The 24,287-nt window shown below is 64.3% G+C and carries 22 protein-coding genes and 2 tRNA genes; 12 read left to right on the top strand and 12 right to left on the bottom strand.

Annotation, left to right across the window (positions count from 1 at the left end):
* Window positions 1-10 precede the first annotated feature (10 nt).
* A complete protein-coding gene (gene tkt / locus WKH79_RS02875; RefSeq protein ID WP_341859551.1) occupies window positions 11-2,002 on the bottom strand; it encodes a transketolase in 1,992 nt (663 codons plus the stop codon).
* Between the two features lie 178 nt (window positions 2,003-2,180).
* On the opposite strand from tkt, the gene WKH79_RS02870 reads away from it, so the two are divergent.
* From WKH79_RS02870 to WKH79_RS02850, 5 genes are all read left to right on the top strand, one after another.
* Window positions 2,181-2,405 carry a hypothetical protein gene (locus WKH79_RS02870; RefSeq protein ID WP_050600696.1) on the top strand — a complete coding sequence of 75 codons (225 nt, stop codon included), beginning with the start codon at window positions 2,181-2,183 and terminating at the stop codon, window positions 2,403-2,405.
* Complete coding sequence (locus tag WKH79_RS02865; protein WP_050600697.1) at window positions 2,402-2,728, top strand: cell division protein ZapA; 327 nt, start codon at window positions 2,402-2,404, stop codon at window positions 2,726-2,728. Before WKH79_RS02870 ends, WKH79_RS02865 begins: the two co-directional genes overlap by 4 nt.
* A gap of 290 nt (window positions 2,729-3,018) precedes the next feature.
* Window positions 3,019-3,591 carry a 5-formyltetrahydrofolate cyclo-ligase gene (locus WKH79_RS02860; protein WP_230832782.1) on the top strand — a complete coding sequence of 191 codons (573 nt, stop codon included), beginning with the start codon at window positions 3,019-3,021 and terminating at the stop codon, window positions 3,589-3,591.
* A complete protein-coding gene (locus tag WKH79_RS02855) occupies window positions 3,588-3,803 on the top strand; it encodes a DUF2842 domain-containing protein (RefSeq protein WP_050600698.1) in 216 nt (71 codons plus the stop codon). The genes WKH79_RS02860 and WKH79_RS02855 overlap by 4 nt, the downstream gene beginning before the upstream one ends.
* A 52-nt stretch (window positions 3,804-3,855) precedes the next feature.
* Window positions 3,856-5,292 (top strand): MFS transporter, encoded by a 1,437-nt coding sequence (locus WKH79_RS02850; protein ID WP_341859550.1) that lies wholly within the window; start codon window positions 3,856-3,858, stop codon window positions 5,290-5,292.
* Window positions 5,293-5,322: 30 nt separating this feature from the next.
* Here WKH79_RS02850 and WKH79_RS02845 read toward each other — a convergent pair.
* The 5 genes from WKH79_RS02845 to thyA form a co-directional block, all read right to left on the bottom strand.
* Window positions 5,323-5,399 (bottom strand) — tRNA-Asp (locus tag WKH79_RS02845).
* A gap of 227 nt (window positions 5,400-5,626) precedes the next feature.
* Complete coding sequence (locus tag WKH79_RS02840) at window positions 5,627-6,928, bottom strand: dihydrolipoamide acetyltransferase family protein (protein WP_341859549.1); 1,302 nt, start codon at window positions 6,926-6,928, stop codon at window positions 5,627-5,629.
* A 5-nt stretch (window positions 6,929-6,933) separates the two neighbouring features.
* Window positions 6,934-7,995, bottom strand: a complete 1,062-nt coding sequence (locus tag WKH79_RS02835) for an alpha-ketoacid dehydrogenase subunit beta (RefSeq protein WP_341859548.1) — start codon at window positions 7,993-7,995, stop codon at window positions 6,934-6,936.
* Window positions 7,992-9,296, bottom strand: a complete 1,305-nt coding sequence (locus tag WKH79_RS02830; protein WP_341859547.1) for a 3-methyl-2-oxobutanoate dehydrogenase (2-methylpropanoyl-transferring) subunit alpha — start codon at window positions 9,294-9,296, stop codon at window positions 7,992-7,994. Before WKH79_RS02830 ends, WKH79_RS02835 begins: the two co-directional genes overlap by 4 nt.
* Before the next feature lie 79 nt (window positions 9,297-9,375).
* Window positions 9,376-10,308, bottom strand: coding sequence for a thymidylate synthase (thyA, locus tag WKH79_RS02825; protein ID WP_341859546.1), 933 nt, complete (start codon window positions 10,306-10,308; stop codon window positions 9,376-9,378).
* 138 nt (window positions 10,309-10,446) lie between these two features.
* On the opposite strand from thyA, the gene WKH79_RS02820 reads away from it, so the two are divergent.
* Window positions 10,447-10,523, top strand: a tRNA-Pro gene (locus WKH79_RS02820).
* Between the two features lie 235 nt (window positions 10,524-10,758).
* Here WKH79_RS02820 and WKH79_RS02815 read toward each other — a convergent pair.
* Window positions 10,759-10,920, bottom strand: coding sequence for a hypothetical protein (locus tag WKH79_RS02815; protein ID WP_341859545.1), 162 nt, complete (start codon window positions 10,918-10,920; stop codon window positions 10,759-10,761).
* Window positions 10,921-11,075: 155 nt separating this feature from the next.
* Window positions 11,076-11,894, bottom strand: a complete 819-nt coding sequence (locus WKH79_RS02810) for an isochorismatase family protein (RefSeq protein ID WP_341859544.1) — start codon at window positions 11,892-11,894, stop codon at window positions 11,076-11,078.
* 212 nt (window positions 11,895-12,106) lie between these two features.
* Between WKH79_RS02810 and WKH79_RS02805 the strand changes: the two genes are divergently transcribed.
* On the top strand, window positions 12,107-13,153 hold the full coding sequence (locus tag WKH79_RS02805; protein WP_341859543.1) for an AraC family transcriptional regulator: 1,047 nt from the start codon (window positions 12,107-12,109) through the stop codon (window positions 13,151-13,153).
* 3 nt (window positions 13,154-13,156) lie between these two features.
* Here WKH79_RS02805 and WKH79_RS02800 read toward each other — a convergent pair whose 3' ends face one another.
* The 4 genes from WKH79_RS02800 to WKH79_RS02785 all read right to left on the bottom strand — a co-directional run bounded on the left by WKH79_RS02800 (window position 13,157) and on the right by WKH79_RS02785 (window position 16,091).
* On the bottom strand, window positions 13,157-14,431 hold the full coding sequence (locus WKH79_RS02800; RefSeq protein ID WP_341859542.1) for a serine hydrolase domain-containing protein: 1,275 nt from the start codon (window positions 14,429-14,431) through the stop codon (window positions 13,157-13,159).
* Entirely contained in the window at window positions 14,428-14,937 is a 510-nt protein-coding gene (locus WKH79_RS02795; RefSeq protein WP_341859541.1) for an anthrone oxygenase family protein, read from the bottom strand. The genes WKH79_RS02800 and WKH79_RS02795 overlap by 4 nt, the downstream gene beginning before the upstream one ends.
* Complete coding sequence (locus WKH79_RS02790; RefSeq protein ID WP_341859540.1) at window positions 14,934-15,779, bottom strand: NAD(P)H-binding protein; 846 nt, start codon at window positions 15,777-15,779, stop codon at window positions 14,934-14,936. Before WKH79_RS02790 ends, WKH79_RS02795 begins: the two co-directional genes overlap by 4 nt.
* 123 nt (window positions 15,780-15,902) lie before the next feature.
* Window positions 15,903-16,091, bottom strand: coding sequence for a hypothetical protein (locus WKH79_RS02785; protein ID WP_341859539.1), 189 nt, complete (start codon window positions 16,089-16,091; stop codon window positions 15,903-15,905).
* A 698-nt stretch (window positions 16,092-16,789) separates the two neighbouring features.
* Between WKH79_RS02785 and WKH79_RS02780 the strand changes: the two genes are divergently transcribed.
* From WKH79_RS02780 to WKH79_RS02760, 5 genes are all read left to right on the top strand, one after another.
* A complete protein-coding gene (locus WKH79_RS02780; RefSeq protein WP_341859538.1) occupies window positions 16,790-20,290 on the top strand; it encodes a CHASE domain-containing protein in 3,501 nt (1,166 codons plus the stop codon).
* Between the two features lie 97 nt (window positions 20,291-20,387).
* The gene (locus WKH79_RS02775) at window positions 20,388-20,750 is read left to right on the top strand and encodes a response regulator (protein WP_063506727.1); all 363 of its coding nucleotides are present in this window, start codon (window positions 20,388-20,390) and stop codon (window positions 20,748-20,750) included.
* A 5-nt stretch (window positions 20,751-20,755) separates the two neighbouring features.
* Complete coding sequence (locus WKH79_RS02770) at window positions 20,756-21,886, top strand: tetratricopeptide repeat protein (RefSeq protein WP_341859537.1); 1,131 nt, start codon at window positions 20,756-20,758, stop codon at window positions 21,884-21,886.
* Window positions 21,883-22,860: a HEAT repeat domain-containing protein gene (locus tag WKH79_RS02765; protein WP_341859536.1), complete on the top strand. Its 978-nt coding sequence runs from the start codon at window positions 21,883-21,885 to the stop codon at window positions 22,858-22,860. The genes WKH79_RS02770 and WKH79_RS02765 overlap by 4 nt, the downstream gene beginning before the upstream one ends.
* Complete coding sequence (locus WKH79_RS02760; protein WP_341859535.1) at window positions 22,857-24,284, top strand: glycosyltransferase; 1,428 nt, start codon at window positions 22,857-22,859, stop codon at window positions 24,282-24,284. The genes WKH79_RS02765 and WKH79_RS02760 overlap by 4 nt, the downstream gene beginning before the upstream one ends.
* Window positions 24,285-24,287: the final 3 nt, after the last annotated feature.

Raw genomic sequence — 24,287 nt, 5'->3', positions numbered from 1 at the left:
AAACTCCTGCTTAACCGTTCAGTTTGTTCATGATTTGCGGAACGATGGCGTCCGCAGTGAAGCCGAATTTCTCGAACAGATCGCCCGCCGGCGCGCTGACACCGAAGCGGTCGATGCCGATCCGCAGACCATTGGTCATCGTGTAGCGATCCCAGCCGAATGTCGTCCCCGCCTCGATGCTGACGCGAAGCGTTTCGTCAGGCGAGACGTCGGGCAGCAGCTCGGTCCTGTAGGCATCGTCCTGCTCGTCGAACAGCTGGGTGCAGACCATCGACACGACGTCCGCGCCGATGCCCGCCTTTTCCAGTTCGGCGGCGCATTCGGTCGCCAGGCTGACTTCCGATCCGGTCGCGATCAGGATGACCCGGCGCGGCGATTCGGCAGCCTTGAGACGATAGGCCCCGCGCCCGCTGAGGTTCTCTGCAGCCGCCTCGGTGCGCAGCTGCGGCAGCCCCTGGCGGGTCAGCGCAAGAACCGTCGGGCGGTCCTTCTCGCGCAGCGCGATGTCCCAGCATTCGGCGGTTTCGACCGTGTCCGCGGGGCGCATGACCAGCAGGTTCGGGATCATCCGCAGCGACTGGATGTGTTCGACCGGCTGGTGCGTCGGACCGTCTTCGCCCAGCCCGATGCTGTCATGCGTCATGACATAGACCACGCGGGCCTGCTGCAGCGCGGACAGGCGGATCGCGGCGCGGCAATAGTCGGTGAACACCAGGAAGGTGCCGCCATAGGGGATCACCCCGCCATGCAGCGCCATGCCGTTCATCGCCGCAGCCATGCCGAATTCGCGGATGCCGTAATAGATATAGCGTCCGCTGCGGTCGTCGGCGGTGAACGGACCGATACCGCCCGCCTTGGTGTTGTTGGACCCGGTCAGGTCGGCGCTGCCGCCGATCGTATCGGGCAGGTTGGCGTTGATTTCGCCCAGCGTCATCTCGCTCGCCTTGCGCGTCGCGACCTTCTGCGGTTCGTCGATCAGCGACTGGATATAAGTGTCCAGGCTGAAACTCTCGGGAAGATCGCCCGCCATCCGGCGTTCGAATTCGGCCTTGTCGCCATGCGCCTCGAGCCGGTTGCGCCATTCGGCGCGCGCCGCCGAACCACGCTCGGCCGTCCCGCGCCAGTCGGACAGCACCTGTTCGGGAATTTCGAACGGCGCCGCCTCCCAGCCCAGCGCCTCGCGCACTGCGGCGATTTCATCATCGCCCAGTGGTGCGCCGTGGGTGGCACTGGTGCCCTGCTTGTTGGGCGAACCCTTGCCGATGACCGTCTTGCACGCGACCAGCGAGGGCCGTTCGTCGGCCACCGCTTCATCGAGCGCGCGGCGGATATCGTCGAAATCGTGCCCGTCGCAGCTGACGACATGCCAGCCGGTCGCTTCGTAGCGCGCTTTGATGTCTTCGCTGGTCGACAGGTCGGTGGTCCCGTCGATGGTGATGTTGTTGTCGTCCCACAGCACGTTCATGCGGCCGAGCTTGAGATGACCGGCAAGACCGATCGCTTCGTGGTTGATGCCTTCCATCAGGCAGCCGTCACCCGCGATCACCCAGGTGCGGTGGTCGACGATGTCGTCGCCGAAGCCCGCGTTGAGGTGCCGCTCGGCAATCGCCATGCCCACCGCCATCGCCAGACCCTGTCCCAGCGGGCCGGTGGTGCTTTCGACGCCCTCGAGCAGGAAGTTCTCCGGATGTCCGGCGCAAGGGCTGCCGAGCTGGCGGAAATTGCGGATGTCCTCCATCGTCGGCGCGGCATAGCCCGACAGGTGGAGCAGGCTGTAGATCAGCATCGAGCCATGACCCGCGCTGAGCACGAAGCGGTCGCGATCCGCCCAGTCGGGTGCGGCGGGATCGTGCTTGAGATAGTCGCTCCACAGCACGGTCGCGACATCGGCCATGCCCATCGGCATGCCGGGGTGCCCCGAATTCGCCGCCTGCACCGCATCCATCGAAAGTGCCCTGATGGCGTTGGCCATCTGGACCATGCGAGCGGTGGCAAGACTCATGGGATTTATTCTCCGGAAACTGGGTCGATTCGACGCGCGCGAAGCCTTCGCGGAGCGTAGGCGCGAGGTCAACCCGCCCCGGCCGCGATGCACAGCGCGCAGCCGCCTCATTCCACTTATCAACAGCGCGGGGCAAACCTTTGCCTTGGCGCAGCAATCTTGGTAATTTGCGCGAGTCATGACTTCGCAGCGAATTACAAATGCCCTCGATCGGATCGATCGCGCGATGGCGCGCATCGAAACGCAAGCCGCGCTGGCTTCGCATGCCGCGCCTCCAACCGGCCTCGGCGATGCGGCAGATCCGGACGACAGCGGCCTGGCCGCCCGGCACGAAGCCCTGCGCCGCAGCGTCACAGCCAGCCTCGCCGAACTCGACGGGTTGATCGAAGGGCTGGAGCGATGAGCGACGTGACGCTTGCCGTGGGCGGCCGCAATTACACCGTATCCTGTGCCGATGGGCAGGAAGAAAACGTCCAGCGGCTGGCGCGCGTGGTGGATGGCAAGCTGGGATCGATGGGCACCAATCTGTCGACCAACGAGGCGAAGAACCTGCTGTTCGCTGCGCTCCTTCTGGCCGACGAGCTGGAGGAAGCCGGCCAGCGCGCAACCGCCCCGCCCGCAGAGCCCGAAATCGACGTGGACGGGCTGGCCGGACGGCTCGAACGGCTGGCCTCCGCGCTCGAGAAAGCGGCGTCCACCCTTGAGGACGGGTCGCATAACGCCTAGATAGTGCGGTGACGGGGCTGCCCGGCACGAGCCGCATGAACATCCCTGAGGCTATAAGCAATCCAAGGGAGCTGTCCCTGCCCTGGTCCACCGGTTCGGCCGTGGGATTGGGGCATACGGTACCCACCTGACGTTTTAGGCGTCAGAGGATTTCGCCGGAAACGACCCATGGTGGTCCCGTCACTCTTCCCTTTCCGTCTGCCCGTCCCGTGTCCGGGGCTGCGTGTCCGGCACGCGCCGGCGTGCGGCGCGATGGACGCCCTGCCTTCTCCCCGATAAGGATTTGCCCCGTGACAAAGGATGATCTCCGCAGGCAATTGCGCACCGCGCGGCGCGACCATGTCGCGGCCCTGCCTGCCAGCATGCGCACGCTGGTGTTCATGCGCCCGCCCGCGCCGCTGCTCGAACTAGTGCCGGACGGTGCGGTGATCGGGCTATACCGTGCGACCGCCAACGAAGCCCCGACGGCCGCCTATGCGCGGTATTTTGTCGAGCAGGGCCACGATCTCGCCTTGCCGCGCTTCGCCGATACGCACAGCGCGATGGAATTCGCGCGCTTCACCGATCCCTTCGCCGAGAGCGATCTCGAATCCGGCCCGTTCGGCGTGATGCAGCCCGCCGGCGATACCGACACGCTCGAACCGGGCGTGCTGATCGTCCCGCTGGTCGGATTTACCGCCTCGGGTGCGCGACTGGGCCAGGGCGGCGGACATTACGACCGCTGGCTTGCCGATCACCCCGGGACGATTGCGATCGGGCTCGCCTGGGACAGCCAGCTGGTTGACGATCTGCCCAGCGAAGCGCACGATATTCCGCTATCGGCAGTGGTCACCCCGACCCGTATTTACGGACCCTTCGCATGAGGAAAGAACCCAGCTGGCGCCTCCCGGTCGGCATTTTCGGCCTGATGGTCGCACTGGTGGTCTATGGCGTGGTGATCGCGCGCTATGCCCCGGGCCTGATCGGCGAATGGCCGACGTTGCTGCAGACGCTTGTCTATGTCGTCCTCGGCATCGTGTGGCTGCTGCCGCTGCGCCGCTTCCTGATCTGGATGGAAACCGGCCGCTGGGGCTGATTGCCAAGGCGCCTGCCCTGCCCTAGCCTCGCTGCGGGATAGGGAGAGGGCATTGACCCAAACTGAAGGCGCGACCGGGAAAGCCCCGGTGTGGCTGAAGCTGGCACATGGATCGGGCGCCGCGGCGTTCGGGATCAAGAACGGCGGCTTCGATTATTTCCTGTTGCTGTTCTACGGCACGGTCATCGGGCTCGAACCCGGTCTGGTCGGCCTCGCGATCCTGATTGCGCTGGTGGTCGACGCGATCAGCGATCCGCTGGTGGGCTATTGGTCGGACAATTTTCGCAGCCGCTGGGGGCGGCGGCACCCCTTCATGTATGCGGCCGCGCTGCCCGTCGCACTGAGCTATTTCCTGCTGTGGAACCCGCCCGACTGGGGGCAGACCGGGTTGTTCGTCTATCTGACCGTCCTCGCGGTGCTGATCCGAACCTTCATCACCTTCTACGAAACACCCAGCTCGGCGCTGATACCCGAACTGACCACCGATTATGCCGATCGTACGAGCCTGCAGGCCTATCGCCTGCTGTTCGGCTGGTCGGCGGGAACCGGGATGAGCGTCGTGATGTTCGGCGTGCTGCTGACCGGTCCGCTCGGCATGCGCGATCCGGATGCCTACGCTACCTATGGCATCATCGCCTCTCTGCTGATCTTTGCGACAATCATGATGTCGGCGCTGGGGACGCACAGCCGCATTCCCTATCTCCACCAGCCAGTCGAGACGGGCGAGCGCTACAGCGTCGGCCGCATCTTCCGCGAGATGCTGCAGACGCTGAGCGAGAAGAGCTTCATCGCGCTGTTCCTGGCGACCATGCTGTTTGCCATCGCCAGTGGGCTGTCCGCCGCACTGGCCTTCCTGATGCTCAACTACTTCTGGGGCTTCAGCGAATACCAGATCTTCATCTGGACCTGCTCGGTGTTCATCTCCGCGTTGCTGGGCTTCGTGCTCGCCCCTTGGGCGACGCGCAGGCTGGGCAAGAAGCGCGCGACGATCCTGCTCGGGGTGCTGGCCTTCACGATCCAGCCCATGCCCGTGCTGCTCCGGCTGGCCGGGCTGATGCCAGAAAACGGCGATCCGCTGCTGTTCCCGCTGGTGCTGGGCGTGAATGTGATCGACCTGGCGCTAATTATCGCGGTCCAGGTGGTGTCCTTTTCCATGATCGCCGATCTGGTCGAATCCAACGAACTGCGCACCGGTCGGCGATCCGAAGGGGTCTATTATGCTGCGGTGACCTTCACGCGAAAGACCACACAGGGTCTGGGCGTGCTCGCCGCCGGGCTCATCCTGTCCTTCGTGAACTTCCCCGAAGGAGCCCAGCCGGGCAGCGTCGCGGCGGACACGCTGTGGAATCTCGGTGCGCTCTACGCCCCCGCGATCCTCGCGGTCTACCTCGCCGCGCTGCTGTGCATCGCGCGCTATCGCATCGACCGGAACGCGCATGAGGAAAACCTGCGCCGGCTGGCGCAAACCCGCAAGGGCGCGGCAAGCTGATGGACATCGAGTTGTAAGGAAATTCCCAAGTGGCGCGAGTGACGGGACTCGAACCCGCGACCTTCGGCGTGACAGGCCGACACTCTAACCAACTGAGCTACACCCGCGCAGCCACTTGGGAGCCGCGCATCTACGGGCGGGTCCGATTCCTGTCAACGAAGATTCGTCCCTTTTTTCGAACTTTTTTCCCAGGCGGCATTCCGCCTCTCTATTTACCGCAAAACCGCCGAATTCCGCGCGTTTTTACCGCACCATCGCAATGAAAAGGGCCCCCGGACCGATCGTCCGGGAGCCCCCTTTAAGTCGATGCTGCAAATGACCCCGGAAAGGGCCGTCAGTCGATCAGGATCAAGGCCGGCGTTTCGAGAAGGCGCTTGAGCGCCTGGACGAAACTCGCCGCGTCCCAGCCATCGACCACGCGGTGGTCGCAGCTGATCGAGATATTCATCAGCTTGCGCTTCTCGATCCGCTCGACGCCATCGCTGCCAGTGACATACATCGGGCGTTCGATGATGCGGTTGGGCCCGATGATGGCCACCTCCGGACGGTTGATTACCGGCGTGGTCGCCACCCCGCCGAGCGGACCCAGCGACGTCACCGTCAGCGTCCCGCCCTGCATTTCTTCCGATTTCGCAGTGCCGCTGCGTGCCGCCTCGGCAAGGCGCGATATCTCGTTGGCAAGCTGCCACAGGTTCTGCGCCTGCGCATTTCGGATGACGGGGACCATGAGGCCGGCATCGGTCTGCGCCGCCATGCCCAGGTTCACCGCGCCGTGGCGCGTCACGACGCCGGCTTCGTCGTCGTAACGGGCATTGATCATCGGGAAGTCGGGCAGCGTCTTGCAGATCGCAGTGATCAGCAACGGCAGGATCGTCAGCTTGGGCTTGTCGCCGCGGTTGCTGTTGAGCTGCGCGCGCAGCACTTCCAGATCGGTCACGTCGCATTCCTCGACATAGGAGAAATGCGGAATGTTGCGCTTCGATGCGGCCATGTTCTCGGCGATGCGGCGGCGCATCCCGATGACCTTCTTCTCCTCATCCGCACGGGGCGCGGCGGCAGCGCCATAGCCAGCGTTGTAGGATAGGAACTGGTCGAGATCGCCGTGCCGGACGCGGCCGTCCTCGGCTGGCTTCACCTGTGCGAGGTCGACGCCGAGGTCCTTGGCGCGCTTGCGCACTGCGGGCGTGGCGAGAATCTTGGCGTGCTGGACCGGCTCGGGCGCCGACGTGGGCGTGGGCGCAGGAAGCGGCTCAGGCTGCGGATCGGCCGCAAGCGCATCGTCGGCATCGGACGCATCCGAGTTCTCGACCTCGATCCGTTCCTCGACCGCCTCGTCCTTCGGCGCGGGTGCCGACGCGGGCGTGGCTTCCTCGACGACATCCTCAGGCATTTCGCCTTCTACCTCGATGACGACGAGCATCGAGCCGATCGATACCATATCGCCCTCCCCGCCGGCGATCTCGAGGATCTTGCCGTTCACGGGGCTTTCCATCGGCACGGTGGCCTTGTCGGTCATCATGTCGACGAATTCTTCGTCTTCGCTGATCTGATCGCCAACCTGCTTGTGCCATTGCACAATCTCGGCCTCGGCGATGCCTTCGCCGATATCGGGCATGTTGAAGGTAAATTTCGCCATGGGGATCAGTCCTTGAGGATCTTGTCGATGGCCTCGCCGATGCGGATCGGGCCGGGGAAATAGGCCCATTCGAGGCTGTGGGGATAGGGTGTGTCGAAGCCGGTCACGCGCTCGACCGGGGCTTCGAGATGATAGAAGCAGCGTTCGGTCACCAGCGCGGAAAGCTCCGCGCCGAAACCGCTCGTGCGGGTCGCTTCGTGTACGATCAGGCAGCGACCGGTGCGTTCGATCGAGGCTTCGATCGCTTCGATGTCGAGCGGGACCAGCGTACGCAGGTCGAGGATGTCGGCTTCGACGCCCTTCTCGCGGCACACCGCCTCGACCACATGGACCATCGTGCCATAGGCGAGGACGGTCAGCCGGTCGCCTTCGGTGACCTGCCGCGCCTTGCCCAGCGGGATCTTGTAATAGCCTTCGGGCACCACGCTGGCGTCGAACTTCTTCCACGGCTGCACGGGCTTGTCGTAATAGCCCGAGAACGGACCGTTGTAGATGCGCTTGGGCTCGAAGAAGATGACCGGGTCGTTGTCCTCGATGCACGAAATCAACAGCCCCTTGGCGTCATAGGGCGTGGCCGGGATAACCGTCTTGAGGCCCGAGACATGCGTAAAGATCGCCTCGGGGCTCTGGCTGTGCGTCTGGCCGCCAAAGATGCCCCCGCCGAAGGGCGATCGGACGGTCATCGGTGCGACATATTCGCCCGCCGAGCGGTAACGCAGGCGCGCCGCCTCGGAGATCAGCTGGTCGAGCCCGGGGTAGATGTAATCGGCGAACTGGATCTCGGGCACCGGACGCAGGCCATAGGCGCCCATGCCCACCGCCACCGCGATGATCCCGCATTCATTGATCGGCGTGTCGAAGACGCGCGTCTTGCCGTATTTGTCCTGAAGCCCCGCGGTGCAGCGGAAGACGCCGCCGAAATAGCCGACGTCCTCGCCCATCACCACGACATCGTCGTCGCGGCCCATCGACACGTCGAGCGCATCGTTGATCGCCTCGATCATGTTGAGGCGGCGTTCACCGTCCTGCGTGCCTGCGGGCATGTCCGTTGTTTGGGTCTCGCTCATGCCTCGGGCAGTCCTTCGGGAAACTTGGTCTTGCGCTCGTGCACCGCCTGGTCGGCCTGCTCACGCAGGTGCCACGGCAGTTCCTCGAAGACGTCTTCGAACATGGTGCGGAACGGGTGGTGGAGACCGTGGCCGAGGATACCGTTGGCCTCGGCTTCCTTGGTCACCTTCTTGACGTGCTCGGCCGCCTCGAGGTCCATCTTCTCCTGCCGCTCCTCGTCCCATTCACCGAGCGCGATGAGGTGGTTCTTGAGCCGCATCACCGGATCGCCGAGCGGCCATTCGCTGCGCTCCTGCGCGCTGCGGTAGCCGCTGGGATCGTCCGAGGTGGAATGCCCTTCGGCGCGGTAGGTAAAGAACTCGATCAGCGTCGGCCCGGCGTTGGCCCGCGCGCGGTTCGCCGCCCAACGCTCGGCGGCATAGCAGGCCAGCGCGTCATTGCCGTCCACCCGCAGACCCGCAAGGCCGTAGCCCAATGCGCGCGCAGCAAAAGTGGTGCGCTCCGCCCCGGCAAAACCGCTGAAGCTGGAGATCGCCCACTGGTTGTTGATAACATTGAGGATAACCGGTGCATTATACACCGTCGCGAAGGTGCAGGCCGAATGGAAGTCGCCTTCCGCAGTGCTGCCCTCGCCCACCCAGGTCGCAGCGATCCGGCTGTCGCCCTTCATCGCGCTGGCCATCGCCCAGCCCACCGCCTGCGGGGTCTGCGTCGCGAGATTGCCGCTGATGGTGAAGAAGCTGTGCTCGCGGCTCGAATACATGATTGGCAGCTGGCGGCCCTTCAGCTTGTCGCCCTTGTTCGAGTAGATCTGGTTGATCATCTCGATCAGCGGGTAGCCGCGCTGGATCAGGATGCCCTGCTGGCGATAGCTGGGGAAGACCATGTCGTCCCCCGCCAGCGCCATCGAGGCCGAGACGCTGGTCGCCTCCTCCCCGGTGCACTTCATGTAGAAGCTGGTCTTGCCCTGCCGCTGTCCGCGGAACATGCGCTCGTCGAACGCCCGCGTCATCGCCATGTGGCCGAGCATAGCGCGCAGCGTATCGGGATCGAGCTTGGGATCCCACGGCCCGTGCGCCTTGTCGTCATCGCCCAGCACGCGGACCAGGCCATAGGCAAGGTCGCGCATCTCCGCAGGGTCGCACGCCTCGTCGGGCCGCGCCATGCTGCCCGCCTCGGGCACGTCGATATGCGAGAAATCGACCGTGTCGCCTGGCCGGAACTTGGGTTCGGGAACATGCAGCGAGAGTGTCGGGCGGTTTTCGCCTTCCGCTGCACTACCCTGGGGCCTGTCGGCCATAGAATCGTCTCCCAGACGCAATCTTACGCTTAAGCGTTATTTTATTTCACAGATGGGAAACGGTCAAGGGATGGCCGGATCACACCGCGACGGGCGCCTTGATCGGCCCGTGCGGCGTATAGTCGTGAACCACGAAATCCTCGATCGTGTAATCGAAAATGGAGGGCGGACGCCGCACTATCTCAAGGCGCGGGCGGCCCTGCGGTTCCCGCGACAGCTGCTCGTCGATCAGCGCTTCGTGGTTGAGGTAGAGATGCGTGTCGCCGCCCGTCCAGACCAGCTCGCCCGGTTCAAGGCCGACTTGCTGCGCGATCATCCGGGTCAGCAGCGCCGCCGACCAAAGGTTGAACGGCAGGCCCAGTGCGACATCACAGCTGCGCTGGTAGAGCAGGCAGTTGAGCTTCGTCCCCTCGCCCCCGACATGGAACTGGTAGGTCTTGTGACACGGCGGCAGCGCCATCGCGTCGAGCTCGGCGACGTTCCAGCCCTCGATGATATGCCGCCGGCTGCCCGGATTGCTGCGCAGCGATCTGACCACCTCAGCAATCTGGTTGATACCCGGTCCCGGCCGGTAGCTGCCATCGCTCTGCACTTCATAGGTCGGCCAGTCGACCCATTGCTTGCCATAGACCGGGCCGAGGTCGCCCCAGCGGGCGGCGAAGGCCTCGTCGTCGGCGATCCGCTGGACGAATTCCTCCAGCGAGACCTGCTCGCCCGTCTCCGCGACATAGCGCGCATGCGGCCATTCGTTCCAGATCTTGACCCCCTGCAGCACGAGCGGGCGGATATTGGTGTTGCCGGTTAGGAACCACAGCAATTCGCGCGTCGCGGTCTTCCAGTAGACCCGCTTGGTCGTCACCAGCGGCATGGCTCCATCGGCAAGGTCGAACCGCAGCATCGCGCCGAAGACCGACCGCGTGCCCACGCCGGTCCGGTCCATGCGTTGGTCACCCTTCGACCATATGCGGCGCATGAGATCGAGATACTGCTGTTCGGGATGCGATTCGGACACGGAAGGCTCGTTTTGCTGCGGAAAATCCTCCTAGGCACAATTTGCCCGAATTGCCCGCTTGCGTGTGCCGCAATCCCCACCTATAGGGCGCGCCTTGCTTCGCACCCGCCGCTTCACGAAGTCGCGGGCCGATCCGGTCGGGGAGTAGCTCAGCCTGGTAGAGCACTGTCTTCGGGAGGCAGGGGCCGGAGGTTCGAATCCTCTCTCCCCGACCAAATCTTTTTGTTCATTTAAAATCATTGCCTTAGCGGGTCCAGCACTGCCCTTGTAGGGCAGGTTCGTGGGGCAGGTTTGTGGGCAGGTTTGCGAAGAACTACTGCCGCTGGCCTCTTAAAGCTATGTCGGGCACCCGCTGTGACAGCGCTCATGAAGCCCTGCACCCTGAGCTAGGCGCTATGCAGGAGTCGGCTCGCCTCGCTGGGGCTGTGTTCTTCGCCAAAGCAGGGGAGGCTATCGGGGAGCGATGGTGAACGCCCTCCACCAGCGGACGGGTGGTCGGCTGCCATAGCCCTTGCTGACATTGTATTCGTCGTCGGCGAGCGCGGGCGCGGCTGGCGCGACGGCCAGCAGCACCGCGACGAGGATCGAATTGGGACGCAGGTTCTTGGTCATTGATGGTCTCCTTCTAGACTGTCGGTGGGACGGGGGTGACGGCAGGCGACCGCGCTGCAGGGGGTCGGTGAGCGGTGCAATCGGCTGCCGCCGGGCCGGGCCGGGTGCGGGCTGGGGCAGGAAGCCCGGGCCGGTTTCCGGTGAAGCGCGGCGCGCTACTCGTATGCGGTGGCGATCGCGCGCAGGGTGCTGGCGGTGTTGTCGACCTTGCTCGCAATCATGCGGAAATTGACGAGCGAGGCGGCATAGCCATCGTAATGCTCGGTGATCGCGCCAGCGGTCGCGTCGGTCACGACCATCACTTCGAAGCCCGCCTCGATCAGCGCGCGCATGTGCGATTCGGTGCACAGGTTCGACGACATGCCGCCCAGGATCACCTTGGAGATGCCCGCCTTGCGCAGTTGCAGGACGAGGTCGTTGCTGTCGGGCCCGTATACCTTGTGCGGGCTGGTCACGACGGTGCGGCCATTCTCGATGATCGGCTTGTAACGCTCCAGCCAGTCCGCGCCCGACCCTGCGAACCCTTCGAGGGTAAGCGCATGCGGGCGATCGAACATGCCGATACCGTGCATCAGCGTTTCCAGGGTGCCCTCGAACTGCCAGCGATGATCGTGTTCGAAATAATAGTGCGGCGAGATGAAGATCGGCATACCGTGGCGGTCGGCGGCAAGGAACAGATTCTCGATATTCTCGACCGTACGGTTAGCGATGATGCTCTCGCCGACCACACCCCAGGTGACGCCGTCGGGCGAGAGAAAATCGTTCTGCGGATCGGTGATGACGAGCGCGGTCCTTCCCGGTTCGATATCGAAGCCGGGCATCGGCAGGCCATCGTCGACCGGCGGCTGGGTCGCGCTGACGGCGCGAGGCTGTGCGGTGGCCGGCACAGCGGATGCCACGGCCAGAGCTATCGTCGCTACCGAAGCGAGCGCGGCCGCGGCCAGGCGCTGTCGGGTGATCGTATCGCACGTCATCATAGGCTCCTTCTCAAGAATTGGACCCGGCAGGTCGGCGCCGATGGGGCGCTCGCCACACCGGCGGTCGGTCACCTGAATAGGTTGCGAGGGTCCGAGCGTTCTTGCCCGCGGATGCCGTTTGATTGACGCCAGGTGCCAAACGCGGCGCGATGCGCTACAGGAAGGCAGGGTGTTTTACGGGTCGCTGCGCAGAATTTCCGGGGGCACGGGTGGAAATATCGTCGCTATTCTCGGCCAAGGCGGTCGCGCAGGCAGACCCGCAGGTGGCGGATCGGGCGTTGGCGCGCGTGGGGATCACGCGTGAGGCGCTGGCCGATCCTGCCAGCACGGTCGACGTGTCGCAGCACCATGCGCTGTTCGGGGCGCTGGCCGAGCCCGAACGCCCCGATATCGGCATCCACATGCGTACATCGGCTTCGATGCGGTGCGAGGATTTCGGGACGCTGGGCCTGACCATGCGGTCCGCGCCCGACCTGCGCGGTGCGCTGACGCGGCTCGATCGCTATGTGCGGCTGTTCAACCGCTATTCGGTCTTCGCCCTGTCCGATTTCGGATCGGAATGGTGGTGGACCAATTCGCGCGGTGCGGACAGCGACGGCGCGCGCCTGTCGCACGAGGCGGGGCTGGGCACCTTCCTGACGCTGTGGCGCGACGCGAATGGAGAGGATCTGACGCCCGCGCGGGTCCAATTCATGCACCAGCCGGTCGGCTCGCTCGCCCCGCTCGAGGCGCTGTTCCGCTGTCCGGTCACCTTCGGGGCGGAAATCGACGCGATCGTGCTGCGCAGCGAGGATCTCGACCGGCCCAACCGTGTGGGCGACAGGCACATCTGGGAGTTCCTGCGGGGGCATCTGGAAGAGAGTATCGCCGGGACCGAGGAAGACCATCTCGACCGGGACGTCTTGGTCTATGTCGCCGATACCCTGAGCGAAGGCGTGCCCAGGCTCGAGGATGTGGCCCGCCATCTGGGCATCGGCAGCCGCACCCTACAGCGTCGCCTGTCCGACCTTGGCCACAGCTACCAGTCGCTGGTCGACGAGGCGCGGCGCGAGGTTGCCTTGCGGCTGGTGGCGGAAGGGCGCCAGTCGCTCGTCGAAGTAGCGTTCCTGACCGGGTTTGCCGAGCAGAGTTCGTTCACGCGGGCCTTCAGGCGCTGGTCGGGTACGACACCGCGCAAGTATCGGGAAACCTCGTCCCGCATGCCCGCGGGCGTCCTGGGGCAGGCAACGCTGGCGGGTCAGCGCCTGCGCGCCTGACCATCAGAGCTCGCTCATCCGGCGGGAACGCCGACGCAGGCGCAAGCCGATGATCATCGCCAGCAGCAGGATCACCGCGAGCCCCAGAGCGAACCAGAACAGCGCAGTCTCCATCCCGGCGGCGAAATCGAGATTGTCGACATTGCCGGTCTTCCAGAAGACCCACTCCCCGGCCAGTTCGGTCGCAAGCGAGCCGTGCCCTGTCGAGAGGATCACGATGCCGTCGCCCGTCGCGGGGTCGATCCGTGCGGCGGTGTTGATCGCCGGGCCGTTCTGCCCGTCGTGACCGATCACGAAGCTGCCGCTGGCGTTGGGCGCATAGAGCATCGCGCCGAGGCCCCAGATATCGGCGCCGAGCTGCGAGGCGTGTGACGTGGCGATGAGGTCGAGCGTGTCGTGTGACAGCACGGGCTGCTCGCCATCCGGCCCCTGCACGGCGAGAAACCGCGCGAGATCGTCCGCGGTCGTGAACAGCGAGGTCGCGGCCAGCGCGGTATACCAGCGGAAGGGCTCGACCGGCCCGTCGGGCCGGAAGTTCTGCGCAAGGCCCAGCTCAAGCGCGCGCTCGTGATCGAAGGTGGTGCGCTCCATACCCAGCGGGTCGAAAACCGCGCGATCCATATATTGCGCGAAAGGTTCGCCCGAAACCTCCTCGATCACCAGCTGTAGCAGCGTGTAGCCGCCACCCGAATACTGCCACTGCGAACCGGGCTCGCTTCCCAGCCGCACGGTGCCGCTCTTGCCCGGCGAGGCGTCGCGCGCGCGGGTGAGCGAGTCTTCCAGCGTCTGGCGATCCTCCTTCGCCGCGAAGCCATCATAGCCGAGGCCATCGTCGAGCCCCGCCGTATGGCTGAGCAGGCGGCGCATAGTGACGCCATCGGCATCGAATTCGCTGTCGGGCAGTTGCCAGCGCGAGAGATAGGTGGACACCGGCGCGTCGAGATCGATCCGGCCGTCCTCCACCAGCGCCATGACGCCCCATGCAGTGAGCCACTTGCCGAGCGATGCGACCTGAAACAGCGTATCGCCGTCGACCGGATCGCCCTGCGACAGAGCGAAGCTGCCGACCTCGCGGCCATCTTCGAGCATCACGAAGGCCAGATTGCCGCGATTATCCGCCATCGCACTGGCCTTCGCCGCGGCAACGAAGGCCTGCGGGTCGTCGCCTTCAACAAGTGGACTGCGCAGCCAGCCCTCGCTCAAGGTCGCGAAGACGAGCGCCGCCCACGCCACACAGACCGCAAGCGTTCCCAAGATCAGAAGCCCATAGCGTTTCATCCAACCCTCCCTGTGGCCGCGCCGAGTTCGAGCGCGGCGAGTGCATAAAGCGTGCCGGTCACGATGCAACCGAGCATGCGGAAATGGTTGAGGGCGGTCCAGCGGCTTACGTAATGCGCCCAGTACTCCGCGGCCTCGGCACTTGCGGGGTCGACCCGATCGAGCCGATTGTTCATCGGCACGTTGCCCAGAACCGTCATGAAAAGCGCGCTCGGCAGGTAGACTGCCGCCGCCGCGACGATCAGCACGGCAGCCGTGCCGTCGAGGGCGAAGTACGCATAGAGCGCGAAGCCCGGCGTAATCGCGCCGAGCGCAAGGATCGCGAACACGAACTCGGTCCGCAGCACAGTGCGGTTGATTCCCTGCATCGCTGCGATCCCGCTGACCGGCTCGGCCTGCGCGAGGCCGCGCATGACGAATTCGGAGAACGCCTTGAACACCCCGCCTGTGAGCATCGCCCACAGCGCGAGGAAGACGCACAGATAGAGGCTCCAGTGATAACTCATGCCGCGATTTCCCAAGCCCCGGCGCGTGCGGCGTTTCGTGCATAGTGCGCGAAATCGCGCGGTGGGCGACCAAGCGCGCGTTCTACTCCATCGGCGAGGCTCGCGTTGCGCCCGTCGAGCACGGTCGAGAACAGATAGCCGAGCAGCCACACGATCTCTTCGGGGGCACCGGAATCGGCGAGCTGGCCGATGAATGCGTCGTGCGGCACGTCCACATAATCGATGGGTCGCCCGATCGCGTGCGCAAGGTCGCGGGCGACCTCGCGGAAGGTCATCAGGCGCGGGCCGGTGACTTCGTAGACCTCGCCAGCATGGCCTCCCTTGACTAAGGCAGCGAGCGCAACGTCCGCTACATCGTCGAGGTCAACGAAGGGTTCGGGGGTCTCGCCGCCCGGTAGCGCGATCGTGCCACTGGCGACCATGTCTGCAAAAGCGCCTTCGGAGAAGTTCTGCGCGAACCAGCTGGCGCGCACGATGGTCCATTCGAGACCGCTGTCCTGCACGATTTTCTCGCACGCCTGCGCCTCTGCCTCCCCGCGGCCCGAAAGCAGCACCAGCCGCTTCACCCCGTGCAGTTTCGCGCGCCAGACCAGCGCCGCGATCGCGTCTTTCGCCCCCGGGATTGCAAGGTCGGGCGCGTAGGAGATGTAGATGCTCGAAACGCCTGTCAGCGCATCGTCCCAGGTGTCTTCGCGTGCCCAGTCGAAGGGCGGGTTCGCCGACCGCGATCCGACGCGCACCGAAAGCCCGCGACTGCGCAGCCGCTCCACGATGCGGCGCCCGCTATTGCCGGTCCCGCCGAGCACCAGAATGGGTTTATTGGACGTCGATACGGTCTGCATGGCTCGCTCCTTCTGTCTCGTTCGGCTGAGCGAATAGCGGCAGCAAGGGCCTGCGCTCTTGCTTCTGCGCGACAACTTCTTGACCTGTCGCGCTAGGATGATTGCAACGATTTCGTCTCGCGCTCAGGCGGGTGCGTTCTCCTGCGCGGCATTTGCGAGCGCAGGAACCGCAAAGGCGGGGCCGACAAGCGCGGTGGCCGCTTCGGGTGAGGCCCGAACCTCCGCCACGATGGACAGAGTGCCCAGCACGAACAGCACGCCCAAAAGTGACCCGAAAAACGCATCGAGGAAATCGAAAGTCTTGAATGGCATCATCGCCTCCTTTGTTTGGTGACGAGATGAACCTAGCGGGACCCGCCCAGCCGGGCCTTGACGGTGGGTGCCAGAGTTTTGATCCATCATGAGTGCCTTCGCCCCTAGAACGAGGGCACCACCGCGCCAAGAACGGGCTACTTTCTCAGTTCGAATCAAGGACGGCTTTCGGGCATTGGTTCCCGCAGTCTGGATGGCGGAGATAAGGGCGAAAGCTGCCAATTTAGGCCTTTAATACAAGGCTACTAATCGGCCGAACTCCCTCCCCGAATCTGCTGCTCGCTTTGTGCCACAAATTGGGCCACAGATTGTGCCGCACGCTTCGCCCGGAAGCGTGGAAATGGCTGTTTTCTGCGCTTTGTCAGGAGCGGTTGAAAAAAGGTCGGGAACCTCTCTCCCCGACCATTTTTCGTCGTCTTCGCCGTACGGCCGAACAGGATCCTGCCTGTTCGAGACGATAAGCCGGGCCGGTGTGCGATGCGCGGCCGCAACATGGCCGAGCGGGTGATCGAGCGGTGGCGATTGGCGATATCGCCAACCTACTTCGCCCCGGATCTAAGCCATTGCTTCCATAGCGACTTTTAGGTGGGCGATGCGGGTTGCTCCGCAATGTGCGCTAGACGTTGGTTTCGAGGTTATTAACCTTGCGTCACCCATGCGGATGCAGCGCCGCCCCCCATCGTTTCAACAGGTACAATATGTCGCAACGTCACAAGGCCGGGGGTTCTGCGAACCTTGGCAAGGTTCTCCAGCCACGAAATCTGCGTGACATCGGCTTGCTGGCGATCTGCTATTTCGTCGCGGGCTATATCGGCCTCTCACTGGCGGTGCCGCCGGGCTATGCGACGATCATCTGGCCCGCATCAGGCGTCGCGCTGTGTGCCCTGCTGCTGCGCGGCCCGGTTATCTGGCCCGGCATCTGGCTGGGGTCCTTCGCACTCAACGTCATGAACGGGTTCGACCGGGCCAATTTCGACAGTGCCGTGCCGATCATTGCCATCGCCGCGGTGGTCGCCGTCGCTGCAAGCATCCAGGCACTAGTGGGTCTGCGCCTGGCCCAGCGCTTCTCCGATAGTATCGAGCTTTCGCGCATGCGCCGGATGGGCATGGCGGTCTTGCTGGTGATCGTCCTGCCCTGTCTCATCGCCCCCACGATCGGGACGGGTATGCTTTTTGCGGCCGGCGCGATCGGTCCCGACATGGTGCTGGAGAACTGGCGTACCTGGTATATCGGCGATTTCTTCGGCGTGCTGCTGATCATCCCGATCCTCCTGCTGTCGCATCGCTCGCCGGTCGAAGTGCGGTGGCACGACCGCTCGCTGCAAGGCGCAAGCTCGCTGGTGGCGATCAGCCTGGTGACGACACTGCTGCTGACATTCTACGCATGGCAGTTCATCTCGGAGCGGGAATACGGGCAGGCCGAAGCCAATTTCGTGGCGATCGCCGATGAGACCGACAATGCGCTGCGGTACCGCCTTCAGATATACCAGCGTGCGCTAGAAGCCGGCGCAGCGTTCGTCGCCGTCAATGAAAGCGTGTCCCCGGCCGAGTGGCGCGAATATGTCGCCCAGCTCGACATGACCCGCGCCTATCCGGGCATGCGCGGCTTCGGCACGTTCGAATTTGTGTCCGCAGACGACCTGCCCGCCTTCCGCGACAATTTCATTCGCGAGTTCGGCGATCGCTTCGAAATCCATCCCGAAGTGATGCGCGACGAGCATTATGTCATCAACCGGATCGAGCCGCTGGAAAGCAACCTCGCCGCTCTCGGCCTCGACCTTGCATTCGAGGAAGGGCGCCGCGACGCGATCGCGCTATCGAGGACATCCGAGGAACCGGTGCTCACGCGCCCGATCGTGCTGGTGCAGGACGCAAAGCAGGGCGCGGGCTTCCTCCTGATGCGGCCCGTTTTCGACCGCGCCGGCGAACCGACCGGCAAGTGGGTCTACGCCCCGGTCGTGGCGGAAGAGCTGGTCTCGGCGCTGACGCCCGGACAGGGCGATCAATTCGCGCTCGAGGTTTTCCACGGCGACGAGCCTGCCGCCGACGCTCTGCTGTTTTCGACCACTGCGAAGAATGCGGCGGCGAGATTTGTCGTGACGCGGACGGTCGAACTGGCAGGCCAGCCGATTTCACTGCGCTGGAGCAGCCTGACGCCCTTCGAACAGCGCAATTCGTCGAGCGCGCCGGCCTTAGTGCTGGGAAGCGGCATCCTGATCACGATCCTGCTGGGGCTGCTGCTCACGATATTCCTGCGCCGGGAAAGCGATGTCGTGCGCAAGGTCGAGGAAGCGACCGCCGAACTGGCAGAGCGCAACCGCATGCTCGAGATGGCCGAGGCAACCGCACATATCGGCCACTGGCACTTCGACCTGGTCAATGAGGATATTCGTTGGTCGGACGAAGTGTTCCGGCTGCACGGACTGGCGCCCGAGGAAGCACCGCCGCTCGACCGGGCGTTCGAATTCTACCACCCGGAAGATCGTCTGCGGGTCGAGGATACACTCGACCAGGCAATCGCGAGCGGCGAATCGTGCAGGTTCAAGGCGCGTATCCTGACCGCCGATGGCCAGACCAGGCATGTCGAGGTGATCGGCCGGGTCGACACTTGCGAAGGAGGCGAAGCCAGCGCCCTGTTCGGCGTGATGATCGACCGTACGCCCGAGACCCTGATGCGCGAACGCCTTACCGAGACGCTGGAAGAAGCCCGGGCGGCCGACAAGGCCAAGACCAGCTTTCTGGCCAATATGAGCCATGAAATCCGCACCCCGATGAACGGTGTGATCGGATTCACCGAGCTGGCGCTGAGCGAGGAAAAGGAACCGGCCCAGAAGCGGCGCCTCCAAATAATCGCTGATTCGGGCAACGCCATGCTCCGCCTGCTGAACGACCTTCTGGATTTCGCCAAGATCGAGGCCAAGCAGATGGCCATCGTCAGCGAGCCGACCGATCTGCGGCATACGCTGAGAAGCTGCCAGAGATTGATGGAACCGGTCGCGCAATCGCAGGACCTGAAACTGAAACTCGACATCGATCCGGCGCTTCCGCCAATGGTTCTCGTCGACAAGATGCGCTTCCGCCAGATCGTGCTGAACCTTGTCGGCAATGCGCTGAAATTCACGATGGAAGGCGAAGTAACGATCGCGGCATCGGTGGCCAGGCGCGCGTCCGAGCCGGGAGACAATATCGAGGTTACGGTGCGCGATACGGGCATCGGCATCGCTGCCGACCGGCTCGAAAGCATCTTCGAGAAATTCACTCAGGCCGACGATACGACGGCGAGACGCTTCGGCGGAACCGGCCTTGGTCTGCCGATCAGTGCGGAACTCGCCGAACTCATGGGCGGTGACTTGCGCGCCGAGAGCGAGCCGGGCGTGGGTTCTGCCTTCATCCTGTCGATCCCGCTCGAAGCCAGCGCTGCGCAGGTGGCGCAGCAGGCTGCGGAAGCGCCGTCCGGCGATTGCGGGCATGACGTGACGCTGCGTGTGCTGGTGGCCGAGGACAATCCGGTGAACCAGGAACTGACCATGGCGATGGTCGACAAGTCCGGACACGAATGCGAACTTGCACAGGATGGCCGCGAGGCGGTCGAGGCCGTGCTCAACGCCAAGCGCAACGGGAGCCCCTACGATCTGGTCCTGATGGATATGCAAATGCCCGAGATGGACGGGCTGGAAGCAACCAGGGCGATCCGCGCGGCGGGTTTCGATGGCCACACTCTACCTATTATCGCGGTCACGGCCAATGCCTATGCCGACGACATCCAGCGTTGCAAGGCGGCCGGAATGCAGGCGCACCTCGCCAAGCCGCTGCGCCTAAAAGACCTGTGCGCCGCAATCGCGCACTGGTCGTCGCGTGTGGTAATCGAGCCGCGCAGCGAAGAAAATGCGATCGAAGAGGAAACCGATCCACGTTTGCGCATTATGTTCGATGAACGAAAGACCGCTGCGCTCGATGCGCTGGCTTCAGCGCTTGGCGAAAACGAAATTACCGAAGATCGGAAGAAGGAGGTAGCCAGCCTGTTGCACCAGATAGCCGGGGTCGCCGGTTATTTCGGACAAGCAGCGCTTGGCGAAACATGCCGTGAGTATGAACGGAAGATCCTCGCATCCCGGACCGATCGGGACAGCCGCGAACTGATGGAAACCATTCGCGGGCAGATATCGACGGTCGCGGCTGGCGCTTCGGCGGAAAGCTGAGCACTGCGAGGTTCTACGCATGGCCCGCCGCGGGAAACATGCCTTAGAATTGCCTTAATAATCATTCCTTATCCAATGAACGAGCCTGGAGCGATAGATGGCCGAAATACTGATTGCCGATGACGACCCCATTCTTGTCGAAATACTGAAGTTTCGGCTCGAGGGTGCGGGCCATTCGGTGTCGGTCGCCAAGGACGGCGAGGAGGCATTGGCGATGGTGCAGTCCGGCGCGCCGCAGCTGATCGTGCTCGATTCTATGATGCCGATCCTCTCCGGTCCGGAGGTTCTCGCCCAGCTCAAATCCGATGAAGCGGTGCGCGACATCCCAGTGGTCATGCTCACCGCGCGCGACAGCGAGGCCGATATCGTCGCCGGGTTGAAAGGCGGCGCGGCCGAGTATCTGACCAAACCGTTCATCCCGCAGGAACTGCTCGTCCGCATCGAAGGCCTGCTCGGGTAATCCCTGTGGCCGGGGCCCGTATCCTTGTCGCCGCATCGGCCCTCATGGCGGCGCCGCTGGCCGCCCAGCAACCGCTCGAAACGCGCAGCGAACAGGTGGAAGCCGCCGAGGCTGCGCGTTCCGCGAGCGACTTTGCGGAAGCACGGCGATTGCTGCGCAGCATGCTTGCCGAAGCACCCGACGATGCCGACCTGCTTCGCCGCCTCGCCATGACCGAGGCGGGCGATGGCAATCTGGACGAGGCTCTGGCGCTGGTCGAGCAGGCTTCCCAGCGCGCGCCTGCCGACCTCGATGTCGCGCTGGCGCGCGCCTATATCCTTTACTGGAACGGGCAGTACGACGCGGCCGAACAGGCCGTGGCCGGTATCGCCGCGCGGGCGCCCGACTATCCCGACCTCGCCCCGCTAAAGGCGAACCTGCAGCGCCGACGCGATGCAGGCGGCATTCGCCTGCGCGTGCTGTCGGCGTCAGCGAGCGTTTCCGATATCGCATTCGACAATCGCGGCAGCCAGACCTGGACCAGCCAGAATGTGGCCGTCGCGTTCGACGTATCGCAGCGCTCTTCGATCACGCTCGCCCTCGCCCAGGAGGATCGCAATACCAAGGACGCCCGCCTGTCGGCGCGCATCGACCGGCGGATCGGCACCGGTTTCGTTTATATCGCTGCCAGCACCGTTCCCGATGCCGACTTCCAGGAACGCTGGAGCCTTGCGGCGGGCGGCGAGGACCGGATTTCAGAACGCCTCACGGCGATCCTCGATACGCGTATCGCCGAATATGAAACAGGAACTATCCTCGCGCTGCAGCCGGGCCTGCGGTTCGCCCTGGACGATGATTTCTCGCTGACTGCACGCGCGATCAATATCTTCGGAGGCGGCGACAGCTATCGGCTGGGCGGTTCCGCGCGGCTCGACTACCGCGCCGACAGCGGTCTGGCCCTGTTTGCGATCGCTGCGAGCTATCCCGATGTCGAAGCCGACGGCGTCAGGCAGTTGCGCAGCGGCGCTCTTGGCGTTGCCGTTCCGCTGTCCGACCGCTTCACCCTGTCGGGCGCGACGAGCTACGAAGACCGCGAGAACAGCTATCGCCGCCTGTCCGGGACCCTGGCTTTGTCATACAGGTTCGGCACGCCATGATCGGGTACAGCCAGGTGGTGACCGGGACGGTGTTCCTTGCGGCGGCTATGTTGGTGGTTTTCCTCATTCTCGTCTTGCGCCGCTACCTTTCAGAACGCTCAAAGGCGCAGCGTGACGAGCGCGATGCCGCCATAACTCGCAATTACCTGCACCGGGTGGCCGGGCACAGGGTGGACGACAGCGCCAGGTGGAGCCGCAGCGTCAGGCTCGCAGCGGTAACCCGCATCCTGCCGCTGCTGAAGGGCGGCGAAAGAGCACGCCTGCTGCAGATTGCCGAACTCGACGGGGTGCTGGCAGAGACGCTGCGGCGCTCGCACAGCATGTTTGCAGCCGAACGGATTTCCGCCATCCATTTTCTCCAGCGGTTCGGAAGCGAGGTCTGCGTGGCCCGCTTGCGCCAGCTCATGGCGAATGATTCCCAATTCCGCGTGCAGCTAGAAGCGGCATTCGCGCTTGCCGCGAACAACGCGCTACCGCCGCCTCGGGAAAGCCTGCGCATCCTGAATGCGCTTTCCCGGCAACCGACACGGCTCGATGTCGCGCTGCTGCGCGCGACGGCCCCGCTCTACCCCGCGCAGATGGTCCTTCTCCTCGAAGACGACTTGCCGAGCGAATGGCGCGCGCAGATCATCGACGCGCTCGGCTGGTCGGGCGACATGGGGACCATCGACCTGCTCGAGCGTGCCGCAGCAGATCCCGACCCCGAAATTCGCCGCGCAGCGCTGCGCGCCTCCGCCAAGCTCGGCCATCCGGCGGCCGAACGCTGGATCCTGCCCGCGCTGAACGATCCGATCACGTCGGTCCGCCTGCAGGCGATCGCGGCGAGCGTCTCGCTTGGCCTGCGCAGTGCCCTACCCGATCTGACGGCGATGCGGAGCGATGAAGAACTCTGGATCCGCTTGCGCGTCGAACAGGCCTTCGACAGGCTCGCGCCCGAACAGAACGCGGCCCTGCCCAGGGACGGTGCCCGATGAGTTGGGAACAGTTTCAGGTCCTGGCCGCGAACGGAATCATGTGGGTCGCCTTCGCATGCTTCATCATCGTTGCACTGCGCAACGGGATCAGCCTCATCCAGTTGCTGATCGCGGCATGGGTCTTCGTGACCCGCGTCCGGCCGAGCGAAGGCGCCCGCGACCTGTGGCACCGCTATGCCGATCTCGCCCTGCCGATCACCGTCATTGCACCTGCATTCAACGAAGAACTGTCGATCGTGCAGAGCACCAAGGCGCTGCTCGCGCTGGAATATCCCGAACACGAAGTCATCGTGGTCAACGACGGGTCATCGGATTCAACGCTGGACGTGCTGATCGAAGCGTTCGGCATGGAGGAAACCCAACGCACGCAAATTGCCGCGCTACAGGTTACGGAGGTCTACCGGACTTTCCATTCGCGTCGGTACCCGAACCTGCTCGTGGTGGACAAGGAGAACGGCCGCAAGGCCGATGCCGCAAACGCCGGGATCGGTTTTGCGCGCACACCGCTGGTGTGCATCATCGACGCCGATTCGATCATCGAACCCGACGGGCTGCTGCGCGCAGCCGAGCCCTTCATGTATGACGACGGGCGGCTGGTCGCGGTCGGCGGGGCAATTCGCATAGCCAATGGCTGCACCATTCGCGGCGGTTCGCTGCAGAAGATCGGCATTGCCGACACCATGGTCCCCCGCTTCCAGGTTGTGGAATATCTGCGCGCCTTCCTGATGAACCGCGTCGCCAATGCGCATATGAACACGCTGATGCTCATCTCGGGCGCGTTCGGCCTGTTCCGCCGCTCCACGCTCGTCGAAATGGGGGGATATCGCCACGATACCGTGGGCGAGGACCTCGAGCTGGTGGTTCGCATGCATCGCCACATGCGCGATCAGAAGCGCGACTACCAGATCGACTTCGTGCCCGATATCGTCTGCTGGACCGAAGCACCCGCTGAACTCGACGGCCTCGACAACCAGCGGGCCCGCTGGCAGCAGGGCGCGCTGGAAACGCTGCAGCGCCATCGCGGGATGATCCTCAACCCGCGCTATGGCCGCATCGGTCTGCTGGCCATGCCGCAAATCGTGCTCGAAGACATTTTCGGACCACCGGCTGAACTGCTCGGTTATCTCGTCCTGCCAGCCGCGGCGCTGCTGGGCCTGCTCGATCCGATGATGGCCGTCGCCTTTTTCTTCGTATCGGTCGTTTTCGGATGCGTACTCAGCCTCGGGACGCTGGCGCTGGAGGAACAACAGCTGCGGCGGACGCCGAATGCGAAGGATCTGCTACGACTGGGCGCCGCTGCGGTCCTCGAGAATTTCGGCTACCGTCAGATCAATCTCTGGTACCGCATGGCCGGCATCCGCCGCTACTTCCGCAACGACACGTCCTGGGCGGCGGTACCCCGCGTGGGCCTCGGCAAGAGCTGAGCC

The sequence above is a fragment of the Qipengyuania sp. GPGPB31 genome (assembly GCF_038396345.1).
Lineage (GTDB): Bacteria > Pseudomonadota > Alphaproteobacteria > Sphingomonadales > Sphingomonadaceae > Qipengyuania > Qipengyuania citrea.
Note: the sequence above shows the minus strand (reverse complement) of the source record. Positions and strands in the feature narration are given on the sequence as shown.